Below are 17,595 nucleotides of genomic sequence, written 5' to 3'. Positions count from 1 at the left end.
TCAAGGCTACCGTACCGCCGTACTGAATCATTTCAATAATCGCCCGCCTTGAGTTCAGCGGGATCGCCCTGGAAGGGGGCAGGAACGTGAGATCGCTCTGGCGCAAGTCCATCGTGGTGCTGTGCGGCGTGGCACTCATCGCGTCCGGCTCGGCATGCTCGTCGAGCAGCGAGAACGGTGACGGCGGTTCCCCGGCCGGGGGCGGCTCGGGCGGCGGGACCTACTCCGCCGCCGAGGTCGCCACCGCGACCGGTGTGTACAAGGTACGACCGCTGTTCGCCGTGCCGAAGACCCTTCCGGAGCGCTACCGGTTCGCCTTCATCAACCCCAGCCTGAGCTACCCGTACTTCGCGACGTGGTCGCAGGGGATGAAGGACGCGGCCAAGTTCTACGGCGTGGATCTCGACGAAGCGGACATGAACTTCAAGTACGACACGGAGTTGAACGCCTACCAGCAGGTCGCCGTCAAGCAGCCCAAGGTGATCGGCTCGGGCCAGATGAACGACGCGACGTACCACGCGGCCCAGCGCGACGGCACCAAGATCGTCCTGATCGACGGCACCTTCAAGGACGTGCCCCATTTCGGGGTCGACGACAAGCAGGTCGGCAAGCTGGCCATCGACACGATGGCCGACCAGGCGAAGGCGAAGATGGCCGGCGCGTGGCAGGGCCGCAACGTCGTGGTCGCCGGGATCACCTCGGCGAACTGCACGCCCTGCGACACCCGGGTCAAGGCGTCCTTCGCCGAGGCGCAGGCGAAGCTCGGCATCCCCGCGAAGAACACCACGATGCTCACCCCGCCGGGGCAGGACCCGACGTCGTCGGCGGCGAGCACGTTCACCGACTTCCTCACCGCCCACCCCGGGGACGTGGTCCTGGTCGTGTCCTACGGCGACGAGCCGGTCATCGGCGCGATCAACGCCGCCAAGGCCGCCGGGCGCAAGGACGACATCCTCGCGGTGTCCAACGGTGGTGACTCGGCGGCGCGCATCGCGCTCCGTGACCCCAGTAACGCCGGGGTCCTCGTCGCGTCCATCGACTACCAGCCGTACGCGGAAGGATGGAACTGGATCGAGGCGGCGATCGCCACGGCGATGGGCCAACCGTTCGACACCTACCGGGTCGACCGGGTCCTCACCGCCGCCAACGTCGATCAGTTCTACCCGAACGACAAGACCGGCAAGTGAGCTCCGACACCGAGCGGGGCCCCGTGCAGGACACGAAGCAGGCCCCGAAAGCTTCGTCGCACAGCCTCGGCGTGCTCGACCCACGTGGTTGGCTGCGCCGCAGTGCCATCGTGTCGGCCCATGGCCCGGACGAGCGGGCCGGCCGGCGCACGGTGGTCGACCGGGTGCTCGACCTCGGCATCTACGTCGCGCTGATCGGCCTGATCATCTACTTCTCGCAGGCGTCGCCGTACTTCCTCTCCGAGCGGAACCTGCTCAACATCGGCTCGGCGGTCGCGGTCACCGGGGTGCTCGCGGCCGGCATGACCATCGCGCTCATCGCGGGCCAGCTCGATCTCACCGTGGGCGCCAACGTGGCGCTGACGAGCGTCGTCGTCGCCATCCTCATCGAGGACGGCTGGTCCACCTGGCTCGCCGTCGCGGCCGGCATCGTCGTCGGTCTCCTGATCGGTCTGGCCAACAGCACGCTGATCGTCAGCGTCGGCATCAACTCGATCATCGCGACGCTCGCGATGGGCATCGTGATCCGCGGTCTCGCCCTGATCTTCACCGACGGGCAGAACAAACCGTTGACACACCTGGCGTTGACCGACTTCGTCAACGACCGCCCGCTCGGCATCCCCACCACGGTGTGGCTGCTGCTGGCGGTCTTCGTGATCGGCACGATCGTCATGACGTTCACCCGCGCCGGGTGGCACGTCTATGGCGTGGGCGGCAACCCGAGCGCCGCCCTGCGGGCCGGCATCCGCACCAAACGGCTCTACACCACGGTCTTCCTCGTGACGGGGGCGCTGGCGGCGCTCGGTGGCGTCATGACCGCCGGCACCTCCAGCAGCGGCGGCCCGAACTACGCCGTCGGGGCCGAGTTCGACGTGCTCACCGCCGTCCTGCTCGGCGGGATCGGGCTCGGCGGTGGCGCGGGACGTCTGGAACGCACGCTGGCGGGTGTCGTCGTCATCGGCGTGCTCAACAACGGACTCACCCTGCTGTCGGTCGAGTCCTACTACCAGCAACTGGCTCGTGGCGCGGTGTTCGTGTTGGCCGTCGTCATGGGTGCGATCTCGGAGCGACGGAGGACACGATGACCGACGACGAACCGATCCTTGCCGCCGTTGGCATCGGCAAGTTGTTCGGCCACGTGCGTGCCCTGCGTGACGTCAGCTTCGACCTCCGCCCCGGCGAGATCCTCGCGGTGGTGGGTGACAACGGCGCCGGGAAGAGCACGCTGATCAAGATCCTCTCGGGCGCCTACGACCCGACCGAGGGGCAGGTGCTGGTGCGGGGGCGCCCGGTCGCCTTCGGCAAACCGGCCGATGCCACCGCCGCGGGCATCGCGACCGTGTACCAGGACCTCGCCCTGGTCGACACCCGGGACGTGGCCGCCAACCTGTTCCTCGGCCGCGAGTTCCACAAAGGACCGTTCGTCGACCGCCGCCGCATCTACCGCGAGGCGGAGAAGCTGCTCGCCACGCTGACCATCAAGCTGCCGTCGGTGCGTGTCCCGGTCTATCTGCTCTCTGGTGGCCAGCGGCAGGCGGTCGCCATCGGCCGGGTCCTGGTCGGCGGCCCCGACATCGTGATCATGGACGAGCCCACCGCGGCACTGGGTGTGCAGGAGTCCGAACGGGTCCTGCGACTCGTCCGGGACCTGCGGGACGCGGGCAAGGCGATCATCCTGATCAGCCACAACCTCCAGCAGGTCTGGCGTACCGCCGACCGCATCCTCGTCATGCACCTCGGGACGGTCGCCGGGATCCGGGAACGCGAACACAGCACCGTGGACGAGATCGTCAAGCTCATCGTCTACGGCAACGAGGACGACGCCACCACGAGCGGCCTTCCCGACTCAGGAGCCTACGCATGACCGTGCCCAACCAGGATGCCGCCGACCCCCTTTCCTTTGCGGGCGCGGTGATCCCGGCGTCCGCGCCACGGCCCGCGGATCGAACCGTGCAGGTGCTGGCCTACTACTACCCGCAGTGGCACACCGATCCCACCAACGACCTGATGTTCGAACCCGGGTGGACGGAGTGGGGCCTCCTGCGTACGGCCACGCCCCGATACCCGGGGCACTACCAGCCGAAGGTTCCCGCGTGGGGCTACGCCGACGAGGCGGACCCGGGTGCCGCCACCCGAATCGTCGACACCGCGCTGGCCCACGGCCTGACCGGCTTCGTCGTCGACTGGTACTGGTACGACAACCACCCGTTCCTCAACCGGGCCCTCGACGACGGGCTGTTACACGCGGAACGCGTCGACGAACTGCGGTTCGCGCTGATGTGGGCCAACCACGAGTGGCTCGACATCTACCCCGCACGCGACCTCACCTCGCCGGCGCTGCTACCCGCACCGAACACCCGCTACCACGCACGCAACGCGTTCCGCCACGTCATCGACCGGTACCTGCACCACCCGTCCTACTGGCGCCTCGACGGCGCACCGTACTTCTCCCTCTACGACGTGCCCTCGTTCGTGCGCGGGATGGGCGGGGTCGACGCCGCGGCCGACATGCTCGCCGCGTTCCGCGCGATGGCCGGTGCGGCAGGCATCCCCCGCCTGCACCTGAACGGCGTGACGACGTTCAACATCGAAGACACGCCGGCCATGGCAGCCCGGCTCGGCTTCGACACGGTCACGCACTACACCTGGTGGCACCACCCCGATGCCGGGTTCGACACCTTCCCGACCGCCGACTACCGGCGCGTGCTCGACCGGGCCCATGCCGTGTGGGACGAGTTCAGCACGTCGCTGAACGGCCGCTACCTGCCGAACGTGACGATGGGCTGGGACCCCAGCCCGCGCACCGTCGACTGGCCCATGGACAAGGAGTGCGGTTACCCGTTCACCAGCATCCTGACCGGCAACACCCCGGAGGCTTTCGGCACCGCCGTCCGGGACGCGGTCCGGCACGCCCGCACCCACGCGCAGCACCCGGCGGTCCTCGTCAACGCGTGGAACGAGTGGACCGAGGGCAGCTACCTCGAACCGGACGACCAGCACGGGCTTGCCTATCTGGAAGCCATTCGATCGGCGATCGAGGGGGCCGCGTCATGACCGTGTCCGAAGTCCTGCGCACGCAGCGCATCGAGCTTCCGTCCTGGGCCTTCGGCAACTCCGGGACGCGGTTCAAGGTGTTCGCCCAGGCGGGCGTGCCGCGCGATCCGTACGAGAAGATTGCCGACGCCGCGCAGGTGCACAGGTACACCGGCGTCGCGCCGAGCGTCGCGCTGCACATCCCGTGGGACAAGGTGGCCGACTACCCCGATCTCGCCGCCGCGGCGAAGGACGACGGCATCGAGCTGGGCACGATCAACGCCAACGTCTTCCAGGACGACGACTACCGGCTGGGCAGCGTCTGTAACCCCGATCCCCGGGTGCAGCGCAAGGCGCTGGACCACCTGCTCGAGTGCGTCGACGTGATGGATGCCACTGGCTCGCGCGACCTCAAGCTGTGGTTCGCCGACGGCACGAACTACCCCGGCCAGGACTCGATCCGGGCCCGGCAGGACCGGCTGGCCGAGGCGCTGCACGCGGTGTACGAGCGGCTGGGCGGACATCAGCGGCTGATCCTGGAGTACAAGCTGTTCGAGCCGGCGTTCTACGCGACGGACGTGCCGGACTGGGGCACGGCCTACGCGCACTGTCTGCGCCTCGGCGAGCGGGCCAAGGTGTGTGTGGACACCGGCCACCACGCGCCCGGCACCAACATCGAGTTCATCGTCTCGTTCCTGCTCCGCGAGCGGAAGCTGGGCGCGTTCGACTTCAACTCGCGCTTCTACGCCGACGACGACCTGATGGTGGGCGCCGCCGACCCATTCCAGTTGTTCCGCATCCTGCTCGAGGTGCGGCTCGGCGGCGGGTTCGAGCCCGACGCCGGCATCGCGTTCATGCTCGACCAGTGCCACAACATCGAGCCGAAGATCCCGGGCCAGATCCGCTCGGTCATGAACGTGCAGGAGGCGACGGCCAAGGCGCTGCTCGTCGACGTCGAGGCGCTGACCGCGGTCCAGCTCGCGGGAGACGTCCTCGGCGCGAACGCGGTCGTGATGGACGCCTACAACACCGACGTCCGGCCCCTGCTCGCCGACCTGCGTGCCGAACAGGGGCTGGCCCCCGACCCGATGGCCGCCTACGCCGCGTCCGGCCACGCGGAGCGGATCGTCGCCGAGCGGATCGGCGGCACGCAGGCCGGATGGGGCGCGTGAACGTCGTTTCCCTGCCACGGGTGCCCGACGAGGCGGACGAGTTCATCCGCCTGCACACGAAGGACTACGGCGCGGTGCCGGACGAGGAACGCATCCGCTTGCAGCGCAAGGACGTCGAGGACTCGATCGTCCTTGCGCCGGAAGCGAACGATCGACTTATCGTCCACAATGGACACCAGGTCGGGGTCCGGATCATCCGGCCGACCAGGCGGGCGCGCGGCGTGGCGCTGGACGTCCACGGCGGCGGATGGTTCACCGGTCGCGCCGCGATGAACGACCAGTCCAACGCAGCCCTCGCGCACGCACTCGGCATCGCCGTGGTCAGCGTCGACTACCGGCTGGCTCCGGAGTGGCCGTTCCCCGCCGCGGTCGAGGACTGCACGGCCGCGGCACGGTGGCTGCTTGCCAACGCCACCATCGAGTTCGGCACCGATCGCACGGTCATGATCGGCGAGTCCGCGGGTGCGCAGCCCGCGCTGCTCGCCCTGCTCGCATTGCGAGACGAACCGGAGCCGTCCGGCTCGTTCCGGGGGGCGGCGTTCAGCTACGGCATGTTCGATCTCGGCCACACGCCCAGCCAGCGCGGCGCGGGCGCCGGACCCGACGTCCTGAGTCCACAAGGGATCGAGTTCTTCACGCGCCTCTACGTCGGCGCGATGGGCGACGAGAACCGGCGCCACGAACGCGTGTCGCCGCTCTACGCCGACCTCACGGGGCTGCCACCAGCGTTGCTGATGGCCGGAACGGCCGACCATCTCGTCGACGACAGCGCGTTCCTCGCCGCCCGCTGGCAGCGAGGCGATCCCGGCACCCAGCTCGTTCTCTACCAGGACGCGCCGCACGGCGCGGACCACCTGCCCTCGATCGGACCCGACTGGGTCGCCCGCCGCAACGACTTCCTCGCGAGCCGGCTGGCACTCGCCACGCACTGAAGGACCTCATGAGCAACCCCATCGTGGACGAACTGATCGCCCGGTCGAACCGGCTCGGGGCCGACCCACGCAACACGAACTACGCCGGCGGCAACACCTCGGCGGCCCGCGGCCGTCAGCTCACCGTGCGCTCGAGCGCTGACAGTGCCGGGATCGTCGCCAGGAGCACGGCGGTCAGTGCAGCGATGCCGAGAAACGCCTTCTGCACTCCGGTGGCGTCAGCGAGCAGGCCGAAATATGCCGGGCCGGCGAGGTAGCCGAGATAGGCCACCGTGGAGATGGCGGAGGTGGCTCGTCCCCGTGACTCGTCGGCGACGGGTCGAAGCCCGTAGGACAGCAGGGTGGGAAAGAGCACCGAGGTGCCTGCGGCGGCAGCGACGATGCCCATCAGTGCGAACGGTAGCGTGGACGCGAACGCGGTTAAGACGCCTCCTGTCGTGGCGATCATGCTTGCCACGACCAGCGTGGCGATCGGGCGGCGTAACGTGATCGTGGCGGTGGCGAGACGGGCCAGTGCGGCCGTGGTGGCGAACGCGGCCGGCGCGACGGCGGCCAGCGCCGGCGAGGCGGTGAACGCGTCGGTCAGCAGGACAGCAGCCCAGGTCTGGTAGGCGTTCTCCGACGCGAACGCCAGCGCGCCGATCGTGCCGATCACGAGCAGGGCGATCCGCCAGGACACTCGACCGGCGTGCGTCGGCGCATCCTGGCCCCCGGGCGCGACAGCGTCCTGAGTGGGGGCCGAGCGCGTCGCGGCGACGACGGCCAAGCCGAGAGCCACGACGACTATGGCGGCCGCGGCGAAGGTCACCGGCAGGCTGTCCGTCATTGCGGTAAGCGCGCCGGTGCCCAGGCTCGAGACCGCGACCGTGGCGGAGAACGCCGCGTGCGAACGGGCCACGACGGGGCGTCCGGTCCGCTTTTCGACCGTCGCCGCCAGCGTGTTGATCGCCACATCAGCCGCTCCCGAACTGGCTCCCACCGCGAGGATGCCGACGCACAACGCGGCATAGCTCACCGAGGCGACGGAAAGCACGACGCCCATGACGCCCAGCAGTGCGAGCAGTACCCCGGCGACCCGCAGCCCGAGCGCGTCGACGAGCCGCCCGGTCAGCAGCATGGCGGGCAGAGCTCCGGCGCCCACGAGGAGCAGTGCGACGCCGAACTGTGCATCGCTCACACCGGCTTGGGCTCGCAGCAGGGGCAGGGTGGCACCCCACACCCCCCAGAAGGCGCCGAATCCGGCGAAGCCGAGGAACGGCGCCGCACGGAACCCCCTGGCGGGGCGAGCGATCACAGTCGACATATGTGTAACGCTACACAAATAGGATAGCTCCGTGCCAACTAACCGCAGACGCGTGACACTGAAGGATGTGGCGGCTCGTGCGGGGGTGTCACCCATGACCGCCTCCTACGCCTTCAACCGGCCTGCCCGGGTCGCGGCCGCCACTCGCGAACGCGTGCACCGCGCGGCGAGCGAGCTGGGGTATCGCCCCGATGCCGTGGGCCGCGCGCTGAAATCCGGTCGAACGCAACAGATCGGGGTGGTCTTCAGCGAGCACCTGGCGTACGCCTTCGACGATCCCCAAGCGGCACAGTTCCTGGCCGGGGTCGCAGAGGTCTGCGTCGAGGAAGGCCGGGGCCTGACCTTCATCCCCACGCGGGGCGACACCGCCGATGCCGATCGTGTGCTGTCCGCGGCAGTCGACGGCTTCGTGTTGTGGACCACCGCAGAGGACGATCCGGTGCTGGCGGCAGTCGCCGGCGACCCCCGCCCCGCCGTCATCCAGGGCGGTCCACCACGCCAGGGAATCGCATGTGTCACCCAGGACGACTACCGGGCCGCCCTCGCAGTCGCCTCCCAGGGACTCCGCGAAGGCCGGACGCCCGTAGTGATCTCATTCCCTCTCGATCGCAACCGCGAGCGCATGGTGACGATCGGCGCCAATCTGCCGCCACGCGCACCGTTCCCCGTCACCGACGCCCGTCTACGTGGCTACCGCACTGCCATCGAACAGGCCGGGCTCAGCTGGACGAGTACACCGATCGCTGTCGTGGCTCGCAACACTCAACGAGATGGCGTCGCGGCAGCGCGCGAACTCGCCCCCCAGCTCACCCCCAATGCGCTCATCATTGCCATGAGCGACGAACTCGCCCTGGGAGCCCACCAGGCCCTCCGGGAGACTCACCCGGAGGCTGCCTACCTCGGTTGGGATGCATCACCAGCCGGCCAACAGCTCGGCATCACCTCCGTCACGAACCCTCTACGAGACCAAGGTCGCCGCTGCGCGCATGTCGCACTCAACCCCGGCCAACCGAACAACCAAGAGATCCCGTGGACCATCACATCCGGATCCGCGCCCGCGGCCGGCGCCTCGGCCACCCACGGGCGATGACCGAGAGCAGATCCGCCACGCCCGTGACCTGCTCACCCGACCGCAGGACACCCTGTCCTCCATCGCCCGCCTGCTCGGCGTGAGTCGCTCCACCATTGACACGTACGTCCGAAACTCAAGACCGGCCGCCCTGCCCAAAACCAACCCCCGAAGCGCGCCGAGCTGGAGCCGGGCCGGACGCAGCGACGCTGCCCTCACTGGGCTGACAACTTGTAGATACACGTTCGGACCGGTCAGTGGAAGTCGGAGATGCGCAGCACCGCCAGCATGTCCGACGCCCGGGAGCCGGTCGAGAAAGAGGCCTCCTTATCCTGCTGACCGTCTCTAGCCGGCCTCGCGTTCGGCCGCCTGGAGCCGCCGCCACTTCGCCATCGACCGCTCGATCTCCTCGCGTAGGAACGCGAAGAACCGGCGGGTCTCGTCCAGCCGCTGCCCGGCGAGGGAGTCGAGACCCAAGAGCGCGATGCCCTCGTCGGCGCCGGCCTGCACCCGGACCAGCACCGGGTCGGACTGACTGACGAAGTGACTCCAGGTGTGCTCGTGGATCCGGCAAAAGTCGTGCCGGGTACCGGGTTCGCGGCCGCGTTCGACCAGCCGCACCTGCACCAGGTATTTGACCGCCCCCGAGATCGCCGACGCGCCGACGCCCAGTCGCTCGGCGAGCTCGGCGGCCGACAGCTTGCCGGAGTCGGTAACCAGCAGCGCGGCGTACACGCGCGAGGCCATCCGGGGCATGCCGGATTCGACCATGATCTGCGCGAACCGTTCCCGGAAATCGGCGATGGCACCCTCGTCCGCTCGCGTCACCAAAGCTCCCTTCATCGTCGCAGACTCACCAGTTTAAGATGATTCACGAACTTCACGAAATTCGTGAAATAAGAGTATCGTCGCTGTCGTGAAAGACACCGAACTCGTCGGAGTGCAGAAGACCCTCAGCCCCGTCCTCAAGGCCAAAGCACTGGACAACCGGCTGCCGGACCCGATCCTCGGCGACGAATACGCCGAGCAGGCGATGCGCCGCCTCGACCCCGACTACGACAAGCGCAGATTCGGCACCAGCCAGATGGGCCTCGCCGCCGTGGTGCGCGCCAAGGCCCACGACGACTGGGCCCGAAGCTTCCTCGCCGATCATCCCGACGCGGTGGTGCTGCACCTAGGCTGCGGCCTCGACGCCCGGGTGTACCGGATCGACCCGCCCGCCACTGTCGACTGGTACGACTTGGACTACCCCTCCGTCATCGAACTGCGGCAACAATTCCTGCCGCCGCGCGAGCATTACACCCTGATCGACTCCAGCGTCACCGACCTGACCTGGCTGGAACGTATCCTCCACGGCCGGCCGGTGCTGATGATCGCCGAGGGACTGGTGCCCTACCTGACCGAGACCGACGTCCGGCGGCTGCTGACCAGCGTCGTCGACGCCTTCCCCACCGGCCAAATACAGTTCGACACGGTGGCGGTCTGGGCATGGCGCACCTCGAAATGGGACCCCACGCTGCGCAAATACGGCACCCAGTTCCACTGCGGCTTCAACGACCCGGCCGCGCTGGCCGATTGGCACCCACGGCTCGAATACGTCGACGAGGCACCGATGAACGACTCACCTGTGCTGATGGCCAAGGCATCCGCGAACGTACGCCGCATGTACCGCCTCATGAACCTGCTGCCGGGCATGAAACGGTCCACCCGCATCGTGCGGTTCCGGTTCTAACGCGCCGACGGTCAGTACAGGCTGGACAGCAGGGGGGTGAACGCGGGGATCTCGTTAACTCTGGTCGCGATCTGACGCTGAGTTGTTGAAGGAGTTTTTGAGGGGTTTCCAGGGCTTCAGACGGCCCCGTTTCAAGATCTTCAAAAAACGATGCCGGTTGAACGGCGTGCGGATCGTGCCGCCCGCTCCTTGGTAGCCCTTGTCCGCGAAGGTCTTCACGCCGGCGCTGGTCAAGCGTCGATCAGGCCGACCGTACGAGCGGCGGTCACATCGTGTACGGCGCCCGGCAGTGCAGGTGAAGCCCACACCGGCCGGCCCATGGGATCGGCCAGCAGTTGCACATTCATTCCATGCTGCTTGTGTTTGCCGCTGCAGTCCGGCCGCTGCGCATCAGCAAGTGGCCGCGGCGGAATCGTTCATCCTCCAAAGGCTCGCGCAACATCCGCGCCACCTCGACGAACTCTTCCTTGCGGGCCAGGTCGGCCAAGTCGTCGATCGGCCACCGGTAGGCCGGCGTGACCTTATGGTCGAACTGCAGCACCGGACCGCCCTCGGATTCGAAGAAACCGAGCAGGAGGTAACCACCCGGGCCCAGCACCCGGCGGAACTCGGCAAAGTACGGCGGCAGCTCCGGTGGTGGGATGTGGATGACGGAGTACCAGGAGAGCAGACCGCCCAGCTCGCCGTCGGCCACGTCGAAGGCGCCCATCGAACCGACCTCGAAACGCAGGTCAGGATGGTCTTTGCGGGCGATGTCGATCAGTGCGGGAGACAGATCGATGCCGAAGGCGTCCAGTCCGAGGTTACGCAGGTGTGCCGTCATGTGCCCGGGACCGCAGCCGGCCTCGGCGACGGGCCGGGGTCCGGCGGCCCGTACGAGTTCGGCGAACACGGCGAGTATCGCGCGATCCAGTGGCAGGCGGTCGAGCGAGTCTCGGGCGAAGTCGGCGTAGAGGTCGGCGACGGCGTCGTAGGCGTCCGCCGTCGCTGTCAGATAGGGGGAGGATTCGGCCATGGCGGACGACTGTAGTTCATCGGTCGGCAAAGGTCGTCGATGCCCTCAATCGACCCGGTGAGCAGCGCGCGGAAGTATCGGCGGTCGCCGAAGATGACGTCGCGCAGCACGAGCAACGACCAGCGATCTCCGAGCACCTCGACGGCGGCGTTGATCGGACACCCGGACCGTGGTTCCACGACTCCTCCTTGACAGGTATTTCGCTCCCAATATAGTAGTTGCAGAATGCAAGCACTATGCGGAAGAGGAGATGATGGGTCGCTTCTTATATTGGATGAACGTGTCCCTCGACCTGCGGATCGAGCAGGTTCCGGGGGACAACGGTGCGGGCGAATGGCTTCGCATCAGCGAGGAACTTCACCGCGAGTTCAACGCACGGGCGCGGGCGCTCACGTTGATGGTCCACGGCCGGGTCATCTACGAGACGATGGAGGAATATCAGCCGCGGGCGCGCGAAGACGCGTCGCTGCCGGACGTCCTGCGTGAATACGGCGAGATCTGGACCGCAAAGCCCAAGGTGCTTGTCTCTCGCACCCGCAGCAGCGCCGATCACAACACCCGGATCATCGGCGGAGACGACGCGATCGAGCAGCTCGCCGGCACACAGCTCACCGTCCCGTACGGCAACAACGACCACGGTCAGATCGTGGGCGTGACCTCCAGCAGCCCGAACACCACGACGAGCTCTGGATTCCTGCGGGATGCACGGGGCCACGTCACTACGATCAACCGCCCCGGCGCCGCCATCACCGCGGCGTTCGACATCAACGACCGCGGCCAGATCGTCGGTGTCGCCGTGAATCCCGAAGACCTGGGCCGGCCCGCAGGCAACCCGGCGATGGACATGCCCGCCCTGCCGGGATCGGCCGGCTGACTGCCTGGCGCAACGTCACCGTGTGATCTCCGGCGTCACGGCAGCGGAAGGACGCGAAGTGGCTCGCGTCCTCGATGATCAATCGGCACCCGCAGCGTGAGCCGGGCCCGCGCGGCGGGCCCGGCCGTCAGGACATGGTGAGCATGATCTTGATCGACTCGCGGGCGGCCATCGCGGCGTAGCCGCGGGCGACGTCCTCCAGCGGGAGGACGGTGTCGAAGACCGGACCGGGGTCGAGGGTCCCGGCTGTGATCCGCGAGATCAGGTCGGGGAGGTACCGGCGCACGGGGGCGATGCCGAGGTTCAGGCTGAGGTGGTGGATGAGCGGCTGGAACAGCGGCAGCGTGGGCGCGGTGTGCGGCACGCCGACGGCGCCGATCGAGCCGCCCTCGCGGGCCATGCCGACGGCCATGGACCACGACTCGGGGGTGCCGACCGCCTCGACCACGTGCCGTACCCCGAGGCCGCCGGTCAGCTCGCGCACCGCCGCGATGCCCTCGTCGCCCCGCTCGGCGATGACGTCCGTCGCCCCGAACGACTTTCCGACCGCGGCGCGATCCGGGTGCCGGCTCATCAGGATGATCCGGTCGGCTCCAAGTACGGCCTTCGCGCCCAGCACCGCGCACAGCCCGACGGCTCCATCGCCGATGACGGCCACCGTCGAGCCCTCGGTGACGCCGGCCAGCACTGCTCCGTGCAGGCCGGTGCCCATCACGTCAGAAGCCGACAGGAGGGCGGCGTAGAGCGACTCGCCGGCGCCGTCCGTGCCGCCGGGCACGGCCATGAGGGTCCCGTCGGCCCACGGCACCCGCACCGCCTCGCCCTGGCCGCCGTCGGTGCCCGGCGCGCCGAAGGTGCCGCCCTTCTCGCACGACGACTGGATGCCGTCGAGGCAGGCCGGGCAGGTGTTGTCCGACCACTGGAAGGGCGCGACGACCAGATCGCCCGGCCGTACGGTGCGGACCTCGTCGCCCACCTCCTCCACGACCCCGATGAACTCGTGGCCCAACCGGGACCGCTCCGCGCGGTTGATGATCCCGCGGTATGACCACAGGTCCGAACCGCAGACGGCGGCGCGCACGACGCGCACCACGGCGTCGGTCGGCTCGGACAGCGAGGCATCGGGCACGTCGTCGACGACCACGTTGCCGGCGGACAGGTAAAGGGTGGCGCGCATGGGGGATATCGCCTTCGTTCGGGGCGGATGGTTCGGTTCGGTCAGTGGACGGCGGGAGTGCGGGACTCGACGGCCAGCGCCGACTCCACGTGCCCGGCCATGGCCAGCAACTCCATGTCGGTGCCCCGCGGCGACGACAGCTGGAGCCCGATGGGCAGGCCGTCGGCGCTCCAGCCGCAGGGCAGCACCAGCGCCGGGCCGCCGGTGAGATTGTGAACCGCGGTGAACAGACCTTCGGCGGCGCCCTCGGGGGTGTCGACCGGCGGCGTCGTGACGGGCGCGACGAAGGGCGCGGCCGGGGTCAGCAGCACGTCGATGTCCGCGTAGACCTCGGCGACGGCGGGCAGCAGCCGCTCCCGCTCCGCCATGGCCGCGCGGTAGTCGTCCTCGCTCACCTCCGCGCCTGAGCGCAGCAGCCGCAGCGTCTCGGGGCCGTAGTGGCCGGGATCGGCGCTCACCCGCGCACCGTGCTCCCGCCAGGCCTCGAACAGCAGGATGCCGGAGAACGTCTTGTCGAGCGCGTCGAAGGCCGAGCCGTCCACCTCGGTGATGGAGCAGCCGGCGGCCCGGAGCGCGTCGATCGACGCCCGGATCGCGGCGGCCACGTCCGGCTGCATCTCGGCCCGGTCGAGCTGGCCGGACACCACCCCGATCCGGAGCGCCCCGGCGCCCCCCGCCGGAGCTCGGGCGGGCTCGCCGCCGCTCAGCGCCGAGAAGACCTCGGTCGTGGTCGCGACGTCGCGGGCGAGCAGTCCGACGTGGTCGAGGGTGGGCGCGAGCGGTTCGACGCCGTCGAGCGGCAGTGCACCGTGGCTCGGCTTGAACCCGACGATCGCGCAGTAGTGTGCCGGGATGCGGATCGATCCGCCGGTGTCGGTGCCCAGCGCCACCGCGCAGGCGCCGACCCCGACGAGCGCGGCCGACCCGCCGCTGGACCCGCCGGCGGTCCGGAAGGGGTCGAAGGGGTTCATCGCCTCGGGCACGTCCGGGTGGGTCGCGCCCGCCGCGTACTCCAGCAGCGAGGTGGCCGCGAAGACGTCCGCGCCGGCCGCGCGCAGCGCCTCGACGACCGGGGCGTCGGCCGTGGCCGGCTCGGCGCGCATGGCATGGGGGTTGCCGTTGCCGCGCGGGTGCCCGGCGATGTCGATGAGGTCCTTGACCGCGACCTGCACGCCGTGCAGCGGGCCGCCGGGCGCGCGGAGCGGCGCGTGGAACAGCTCGACCACGGCGTTCAGCGGGCGGCCGAGCCGCTCGGCCCTCTCGTAGGCGGCGAGCAGTTCGAGGTTGGCCACCTCGCAGGTGCGCTCGCCCCGCTCGATCGCCTTGATGATCTCGCCGGTGCAGGTCGTCAGCGGGCCGGCCAGGTCGTGCAGCAGGTCATCGACCTCGGTCTTGCGCTTGCGTACCATCAGGTCGCGGTAGATGCCGCTGTGCGACTTGGCGCTGCCGCGGTTGAAGGTGACCAGCCGGGCCAGCGAGCCCTCCAGGTCGTCCGGCTCGAAGCCGTCGAATCCCTCGGGCTGCACCGGCGACTGCGCGAGCACCTCCCTCGCGATGCCGAGCATCAGCGGCCGCCACTCGGGCGCTTCGAGGGAGTCGGCGATGGACAGGTCGGAGACCGCGCCGGCGTAGAGCATCGCGCCGTACGCCTCCTTGCCCCACAGGAAGCCCATGATGTTGCCGGTGGCCTCGGCGTACGGGAGGGCTTCGACGAGTTCGCGCACCCTGGGGGTGATCTCCCCGCCGGCCGGCTCGCCGACCCGGAACGTGCCGATGTTGCCCTGCATGATCCGGCCGGGGGCCAGCACGTCGGCGCCGAAGTTCACGAAGCTCACCAGCAGCCGGTCCGGGCCGACCACGGCCGAGAGCGTGTCGGCGGTCAGGCCGTTCTGGAAGCTGACCAGGTAGCCATCGGGGTCGAGGCGGTCGCGGACGAGCTCGGCGGCCGAGGCGGTGTGGTGGCTCTTGACGGCGATCGCGACATGGCGCAGCCTGCCGGGCAGGTCATCGGGCGTGACGGCCCGCGCCGCCACGGTGAAGTTCTCGACCGGTCCCTCGACGGACAGCCCATCCCGGTTGATCGCCTCGACGTGCGCCGGGTCGGCGTCGCAGAGCAGCACGTCGTGGCCGGCGCGAATCATGTGGGCGCCGATCGTCCCGCCGATCGCGCCGGCACCGATGATGGTCAGTTGCATCAAGAGGTCCGCCTGGTTTGGTAGTGCTTGGGTCTTTTGCCGTCGGACACTACCTGAACCGATTTGAATGCTCTAGTCTGCATCTGCTGATGAGTTCGGGACGGCGACCTTACGTATGCCAGCTGATTCACGCGTAATCTTTACGAAATGTAGCGTTGCTCGATGCTTCGTGCCGGACGGTCAGCGCCTCCTATCGGATCCCCCGGGCCTCTCCGGGGCCGCTCTGCCATACCGCGACCGCTGGAGCACCCCGCGAAACCCACGAAGGATAGCCATGTCTGACCTGAACCCATCGGCTCCACAGGTGCCCGCCGGCCTCCGAGTCCCCGCGATCAGCCGGCGCCGCATGCTGCAGCTGAGCGCCCTCGGCGTCGGAGTCTTCTCCGCCGCGCCGCTGCTGGCCGCTTGCGGCTCGACCGCACCGCAGATCTCGGCGGGCGGCACCAAGAAGGGAGGCGATCTGGTCATCGTCCGCGCGAACGACTCGGTGGACATGGACAAGACGACGGTGTTCAGCAACGCATCGATCTGGGTCTACCAGCAGATGTTCGAGACCCTGGTGGCGATGACCGATGACGGCCAGGGCGTCAAGCCGTGGCTGGCCGAGAGCTACGAGATGTCCGCGGACAACCTCTCGTGCACCCTGAAGCTCAGGTCCGGCGTGAAGTTCCACAACGGCCAGCCGTTGACCTCGGCCGACGTCAAGTTCTCGATCGACGAGTCGAGCAAGACCAAGGGCGGCTGGGAGTTCATCAACTCGGCGATCAAGGAGGTCACGACGCCCGACGACCTCACCGTCGTGGTGACCACCAAGTATCCGTGGGCGCCACTGCTCGCCGACCTGAGCTGCCCGAACAACGGCATCATCCCCAAGGACTACGCCGGGAAGTCGTCGAAGGAGTTCTACGCCGCGCCGATCGGCACCGGCGCCTTCATGTGGGACACCTGGAAGAAGGGCGACTTCATCCGGCTGAAGAAGAACCCGTCGTACTGGCAGGCCGGCAAGCCCGCGCTCGACACGGTCACCTGGAAGGTCGTCACCGACGACAACGCCCGCGCGATCCAGTTGCAGGGCGGCCAGGCGCAGATCAACGAGAATCCCCCGTTCTCCAGCCTCGCGCAGCTCAAGAACACGCCCAACGTCAAGGTAGACCTCTTCCCGTCCACCAGGACCGACTACATCCTGATGAACCAGACGAAGACGCCGTACGCGGACGTGCACGTGCGCCGGGCCATCTCCTACGCGATCGACCGCGCGGCGCTGGTCAAGAACATCCTGTTCGAAAACGGCGCGGTGGCGAACTCGTTCATGATGCCCTCGACCCCCTACTACGACAAGAACACCCCGGGCATCCAGTACGACATGGACAAGGCCCGCGCGGAGATGAAGCTGTCGAGCGTCCCGGGGGGCTTCAAGACGACCTTCCTCGCGATCTCCGGCGACTCGGTCGACTCGGCCATCGCCCAGGTGCTCCAGGCGTCGCTGAAGGAGCTCGGCATCACCATGAACATCCAGAACGTCGACGCGAGCGCGCAGCACGACATGACCACCAAGCTGCAGTACGAGATCGCCCACTCCTACTGGACGATGGACCTCGCCGACCCCGACGAGCTGGTGCAGTACGCGCTCGACCCGACGTCCGGCGGCCACTCCTTCAACACCGGCTACGACGACAAGGACCTGATCAAGCTGGTCCACGACGCCCAGAAGGAGTTCGACAAGACCAAGCGGCAGGCGCTGTACACCGAGATCCAGAAGCAGGCCGCCGACTCGGCCTTCCTCGCTTTCCTCTTCTACACGCCGTTCCCGTACTCCCAAAGCTCGGGAGTGAAGAACTTCAAGGTTCTGCCCACCGGCTCCTACCACATGGAAGACGTCTCGCTCTGATCCGCGGCACGCCGATCG

Annotated in this window: 16 protein-coding genes and 1 pseudogene; 10 read left to right on the top strand and 7 right to left on the bottom strand. The window is 68.6% G+C overall.

All coding sequences use genetic code 11. The annotated features are described in order from the left end of the window. Positions 1-86: 86 nt before the first annotated feature. Genes ACFLIM_RS27930 through ACFLIM_RS27905 form a run of 6 tightly spaced genes read left to right on the top strand, consistent with a single transcriptional unit; the run spans position 87 to position 6,324 of the window. Positions 87-1,187: a sugar ABC transporter substrate-binding protein gene (locus ACFLIM_RS27930; protein WP_393170400.1), complete on the top strand. Its 1,101-nt coding sequence runs from the start codon at positions 87-89 to the stop codon at positions 1,185-1,187. Next, the gene (locus ACFLIM_RS27925) at positions 1,184-2,272 is read left to right on the top strand and encodes an ABC transporter permease (protein ID WP_393170398.1); all 1,089 of its coding nucleotides are present in this window, start codon (positions 1,184-1,186) and stop codon (positions 2,270-2,272) included. The genes ACFLIM_RS27930 and ACFLIM_RS27925 overlap by 4 nt, the downstream gene beginning before the upstream one ends. Next, complete coding sequence (locus ACFLIM_RS27920) at positions 2,269-3,051, top strand: ATP-binding cassette domain-containing protein (protein ID WP_393170397.1); 783 nt, start codon at positions 2,269-2,271, stop codon at positions 3,049-3,051. The genes ACFLIM_RS27925 and ACFLIM_RS27920 overlap by 4 nt, the downstream gene beginning before the upstream one ends. Then, complete coding sequence (locus ACFLIM_RS27915; protein WP_393170395.1) at positions 3,048-4,241, top strand: glycoside hydrolase family 99-like domain-containing protein; 1,194 nt, start codon at positions 3,048-3,050, stop codon at positions 4,239-4,241. The genes ACFLIM_RS27920 and ACFLIM_RS27915 overlap by 4 nt, the downstream gene beginning before the upstream one ends. Continuing rightward, positions 4,238-5,392: an L-rhamnose isomerase gene (rhaI, locus tag ACFLIM_RS27910; RefSeq protein ID WP_393170393.1), complete on the top strand. Its 1,155-nt coding sequence runs from the start codon at positions 4,238-4,240 to the stop codon at positions 5,390-5,392. Before ACFLIM_RS27915 ends, rhaI begins: the two co-directional genes overlap by 4 nt. Then, on the top strand, positions 5,389-6,324 hold the full coding sequence (locus ACFLIM_RS27905; RefSeq protein WP_393170391.1) for an alpha/beta hydrolase fold domain-containing protein: 936 nt from the start codon (positions 5,389-5,391) through the stop codon (positions 6,322-6,324). Before rhaI ends, ACFLIM_RS27905 begins: the two co-directional genes overlap by 4 nt. A gap of 115 nt (positions 6,325-6,439) precedes the next feature. Here ACFLIM_RS27905 and ACFLIM_RS27900 read toward each other — a convergent pair whose 3' ends face one another. Further along, a complete protein-coding gene (locus ACFLIM_RS27900) occupies positions 6,440-7,627 on the bottom strand; it encodes an MFS transporter (protein ID WP_393170389.1) in 1,188 nt (395 codons plus the stop codon). Positions 7,628-7,658: 31 nt separating this feature from the next. On the opposite strand from ACFLIM_RS27900, the gene ACFLIM_RS27895 reads away from it, so the two are divergent. Beyond that, positions 7,659-8,717, top strand: a complete 1,059-nt coding sequence (locus ACFLIM_RS27895; protein ID WP_393170387.1) for a LacI family DNA-binding transcriptional regulator — start codon at positions 7,659-7,661, stop codon at positions 8,715-8,717. A gap of 324 nt (positions 8,718-9,041) precedes the next feature. Here the strand turns inward: ACFLIM_RS27895 and ACFLIM_RS27890 are convergent, their stop codons facing one another. Further along, a complete protein-coding gene (locus ACFLIM_RS27890) occupies positions 9,042-9,524 on the bottom strand; it encodes a GbsR/MarR family transcriptional regulator (protein ID WP_393170385.1) in 483 nt (160 codons plus the stop codon). An 88-nt stretch (positions 9,525-9,612) separates the two neighbouring features. On the opposite strand from ACFLIM_RS27890, the gene ACFLIM_RS27885 reads away from it, so the two are divergent. Then, on the top strand, positions 9,613-10,428 hold the full coding sequence (locus tag ACFLIM_RS27885) for a class I SAM-dependent methyltransferase (protein WP_393170383.1): 816 nt from the start codon (positions 9,613-9,615) through the stop codon (positions 10,426-10,428). Positions 10,429-10,587: 159 nt separating this feature from the next. On the opposite strand, the pseudogene ACFLIM_RS27880 reads toward ACFLIM_RS27885, so the two are convergent. From ACFLIM_RS27880 to ACFLIM_RS27870, 3 genes and pseudogenes are all read right to left on the bottom strand, one after another. Next, a pseudogene (locus ACFLIM_RS27880) lies at positions 10,588-10,817 on the bottom strand (transposase family protein); the annotation flags it as partial. Next, positions 10,772-11,443, bottom strand: a complete 672-nt coding sequence (locus tag ACFLIM_RS27875; RefSeq protein WP_393170381.1) for a class I SAM-dependent methyltransferase — start codon at positions 11,441-11,443, stop codon at positions 10,772-10,774. The pseudogene ACFLIM_RS27880 and the gene ACFLIM_RS27875, both read right to left, overlap by 46 nt. Continuing rightward, positions 11,419-11,622, bottom strand: coding sequence for a winged helix-turn-helix transcriptional regulator (locus ACFLIM_RS27870; RefSeq protein WP_393170379.1), 204 nt, complete (start codon positions 11,620-11,622; stop codon positions 11,419-11,421). Before ACFLIM_RS27870 ends, ACFLIM_RS27875 begins: the two co-directional genes overlap by 25 nt. A 71-nt stretch (positions 11,623-11,693) precedes the next feature. Here ACFLIM_RS27870 and ACFLIM_RS27865 point away from each other — a divergent pair, with 71 nt between their 5' ends. Then, entirely contained in the window at positions 11,694-12,317 is a 624-nt protein-coding gene (locus ACFLIM_RS27865; protein WP_393170377.1) for a hypothetical protein, read from the top strand. 127 nt (positions 12,318-12,444) lie between these two features. On the opposite strand, the gene ACFLIM_RS27860 is transcribed toward ACFLIM_RS27865, so the two are convergent. Together ACFLIM_RS27860 and ACFLIM_RS27855 are read right to left on the bottom strand one after the other, a co-directional pair. Continuing rightward, a complete protein-coding gene (locus ACFLIM_RS27860; protein WP_393170376.1) occupies positions 12,445-13,494 on the bottom strand; it encodes a zinc-binding dehydrogenase in 1,050 nt (349 codons plus the stop codon). Between the two features lie 41 nt (positions 13,495-13,535). Beyond that, positions 13,536-15,689 carry an amidase family protein gene (locus ACFLIM_RS27855; protein WP_393170375.1) on the bottom strand — a complete coding sequence of 718 codons (2,154 nt, stop codon included), beginning with the start codon at positions 15,687-15,689 and terminating at the stop codon, positions 13,536-13,538. A 274-nt stretch (positions 15,690-15,963) separates the two neighbouring features. On the opposite strand from ACFLIM_RS27855, the gene ACFLIM_RS27850 reads away from it, so the two are divergent. After that, the gene (locus ACFLIM_RS27850) at positions 15,964-17,577 is read left to right on the top strand and encodes an ABC transporter substrate-binding protein (RefSeq protein WP_393170373.1); all 1,614 of its coding nucleotides are present in this window, start codon (positions 15,964-15,966) and stop codon (positions 17,575-17,577) included. Positions 17,578-17,595: the final 18 nt, after the last annotated feature.

It is taken from the genome of Nonomuraea marmarensis (genome assembly GCF_043197025.1).
Lineage (GTDB): Bacteria > Actinomycetota > Actinomycetes > Streptosporangiales > Streptosporangiaceae > Nonomuraea > Nonomuraea marmarensis.
The sequence above is the reverse complement of the archived record's forward strand: the minus strand, read 5'-3'. Positions and strand labels throughout refer to the sequence as shown.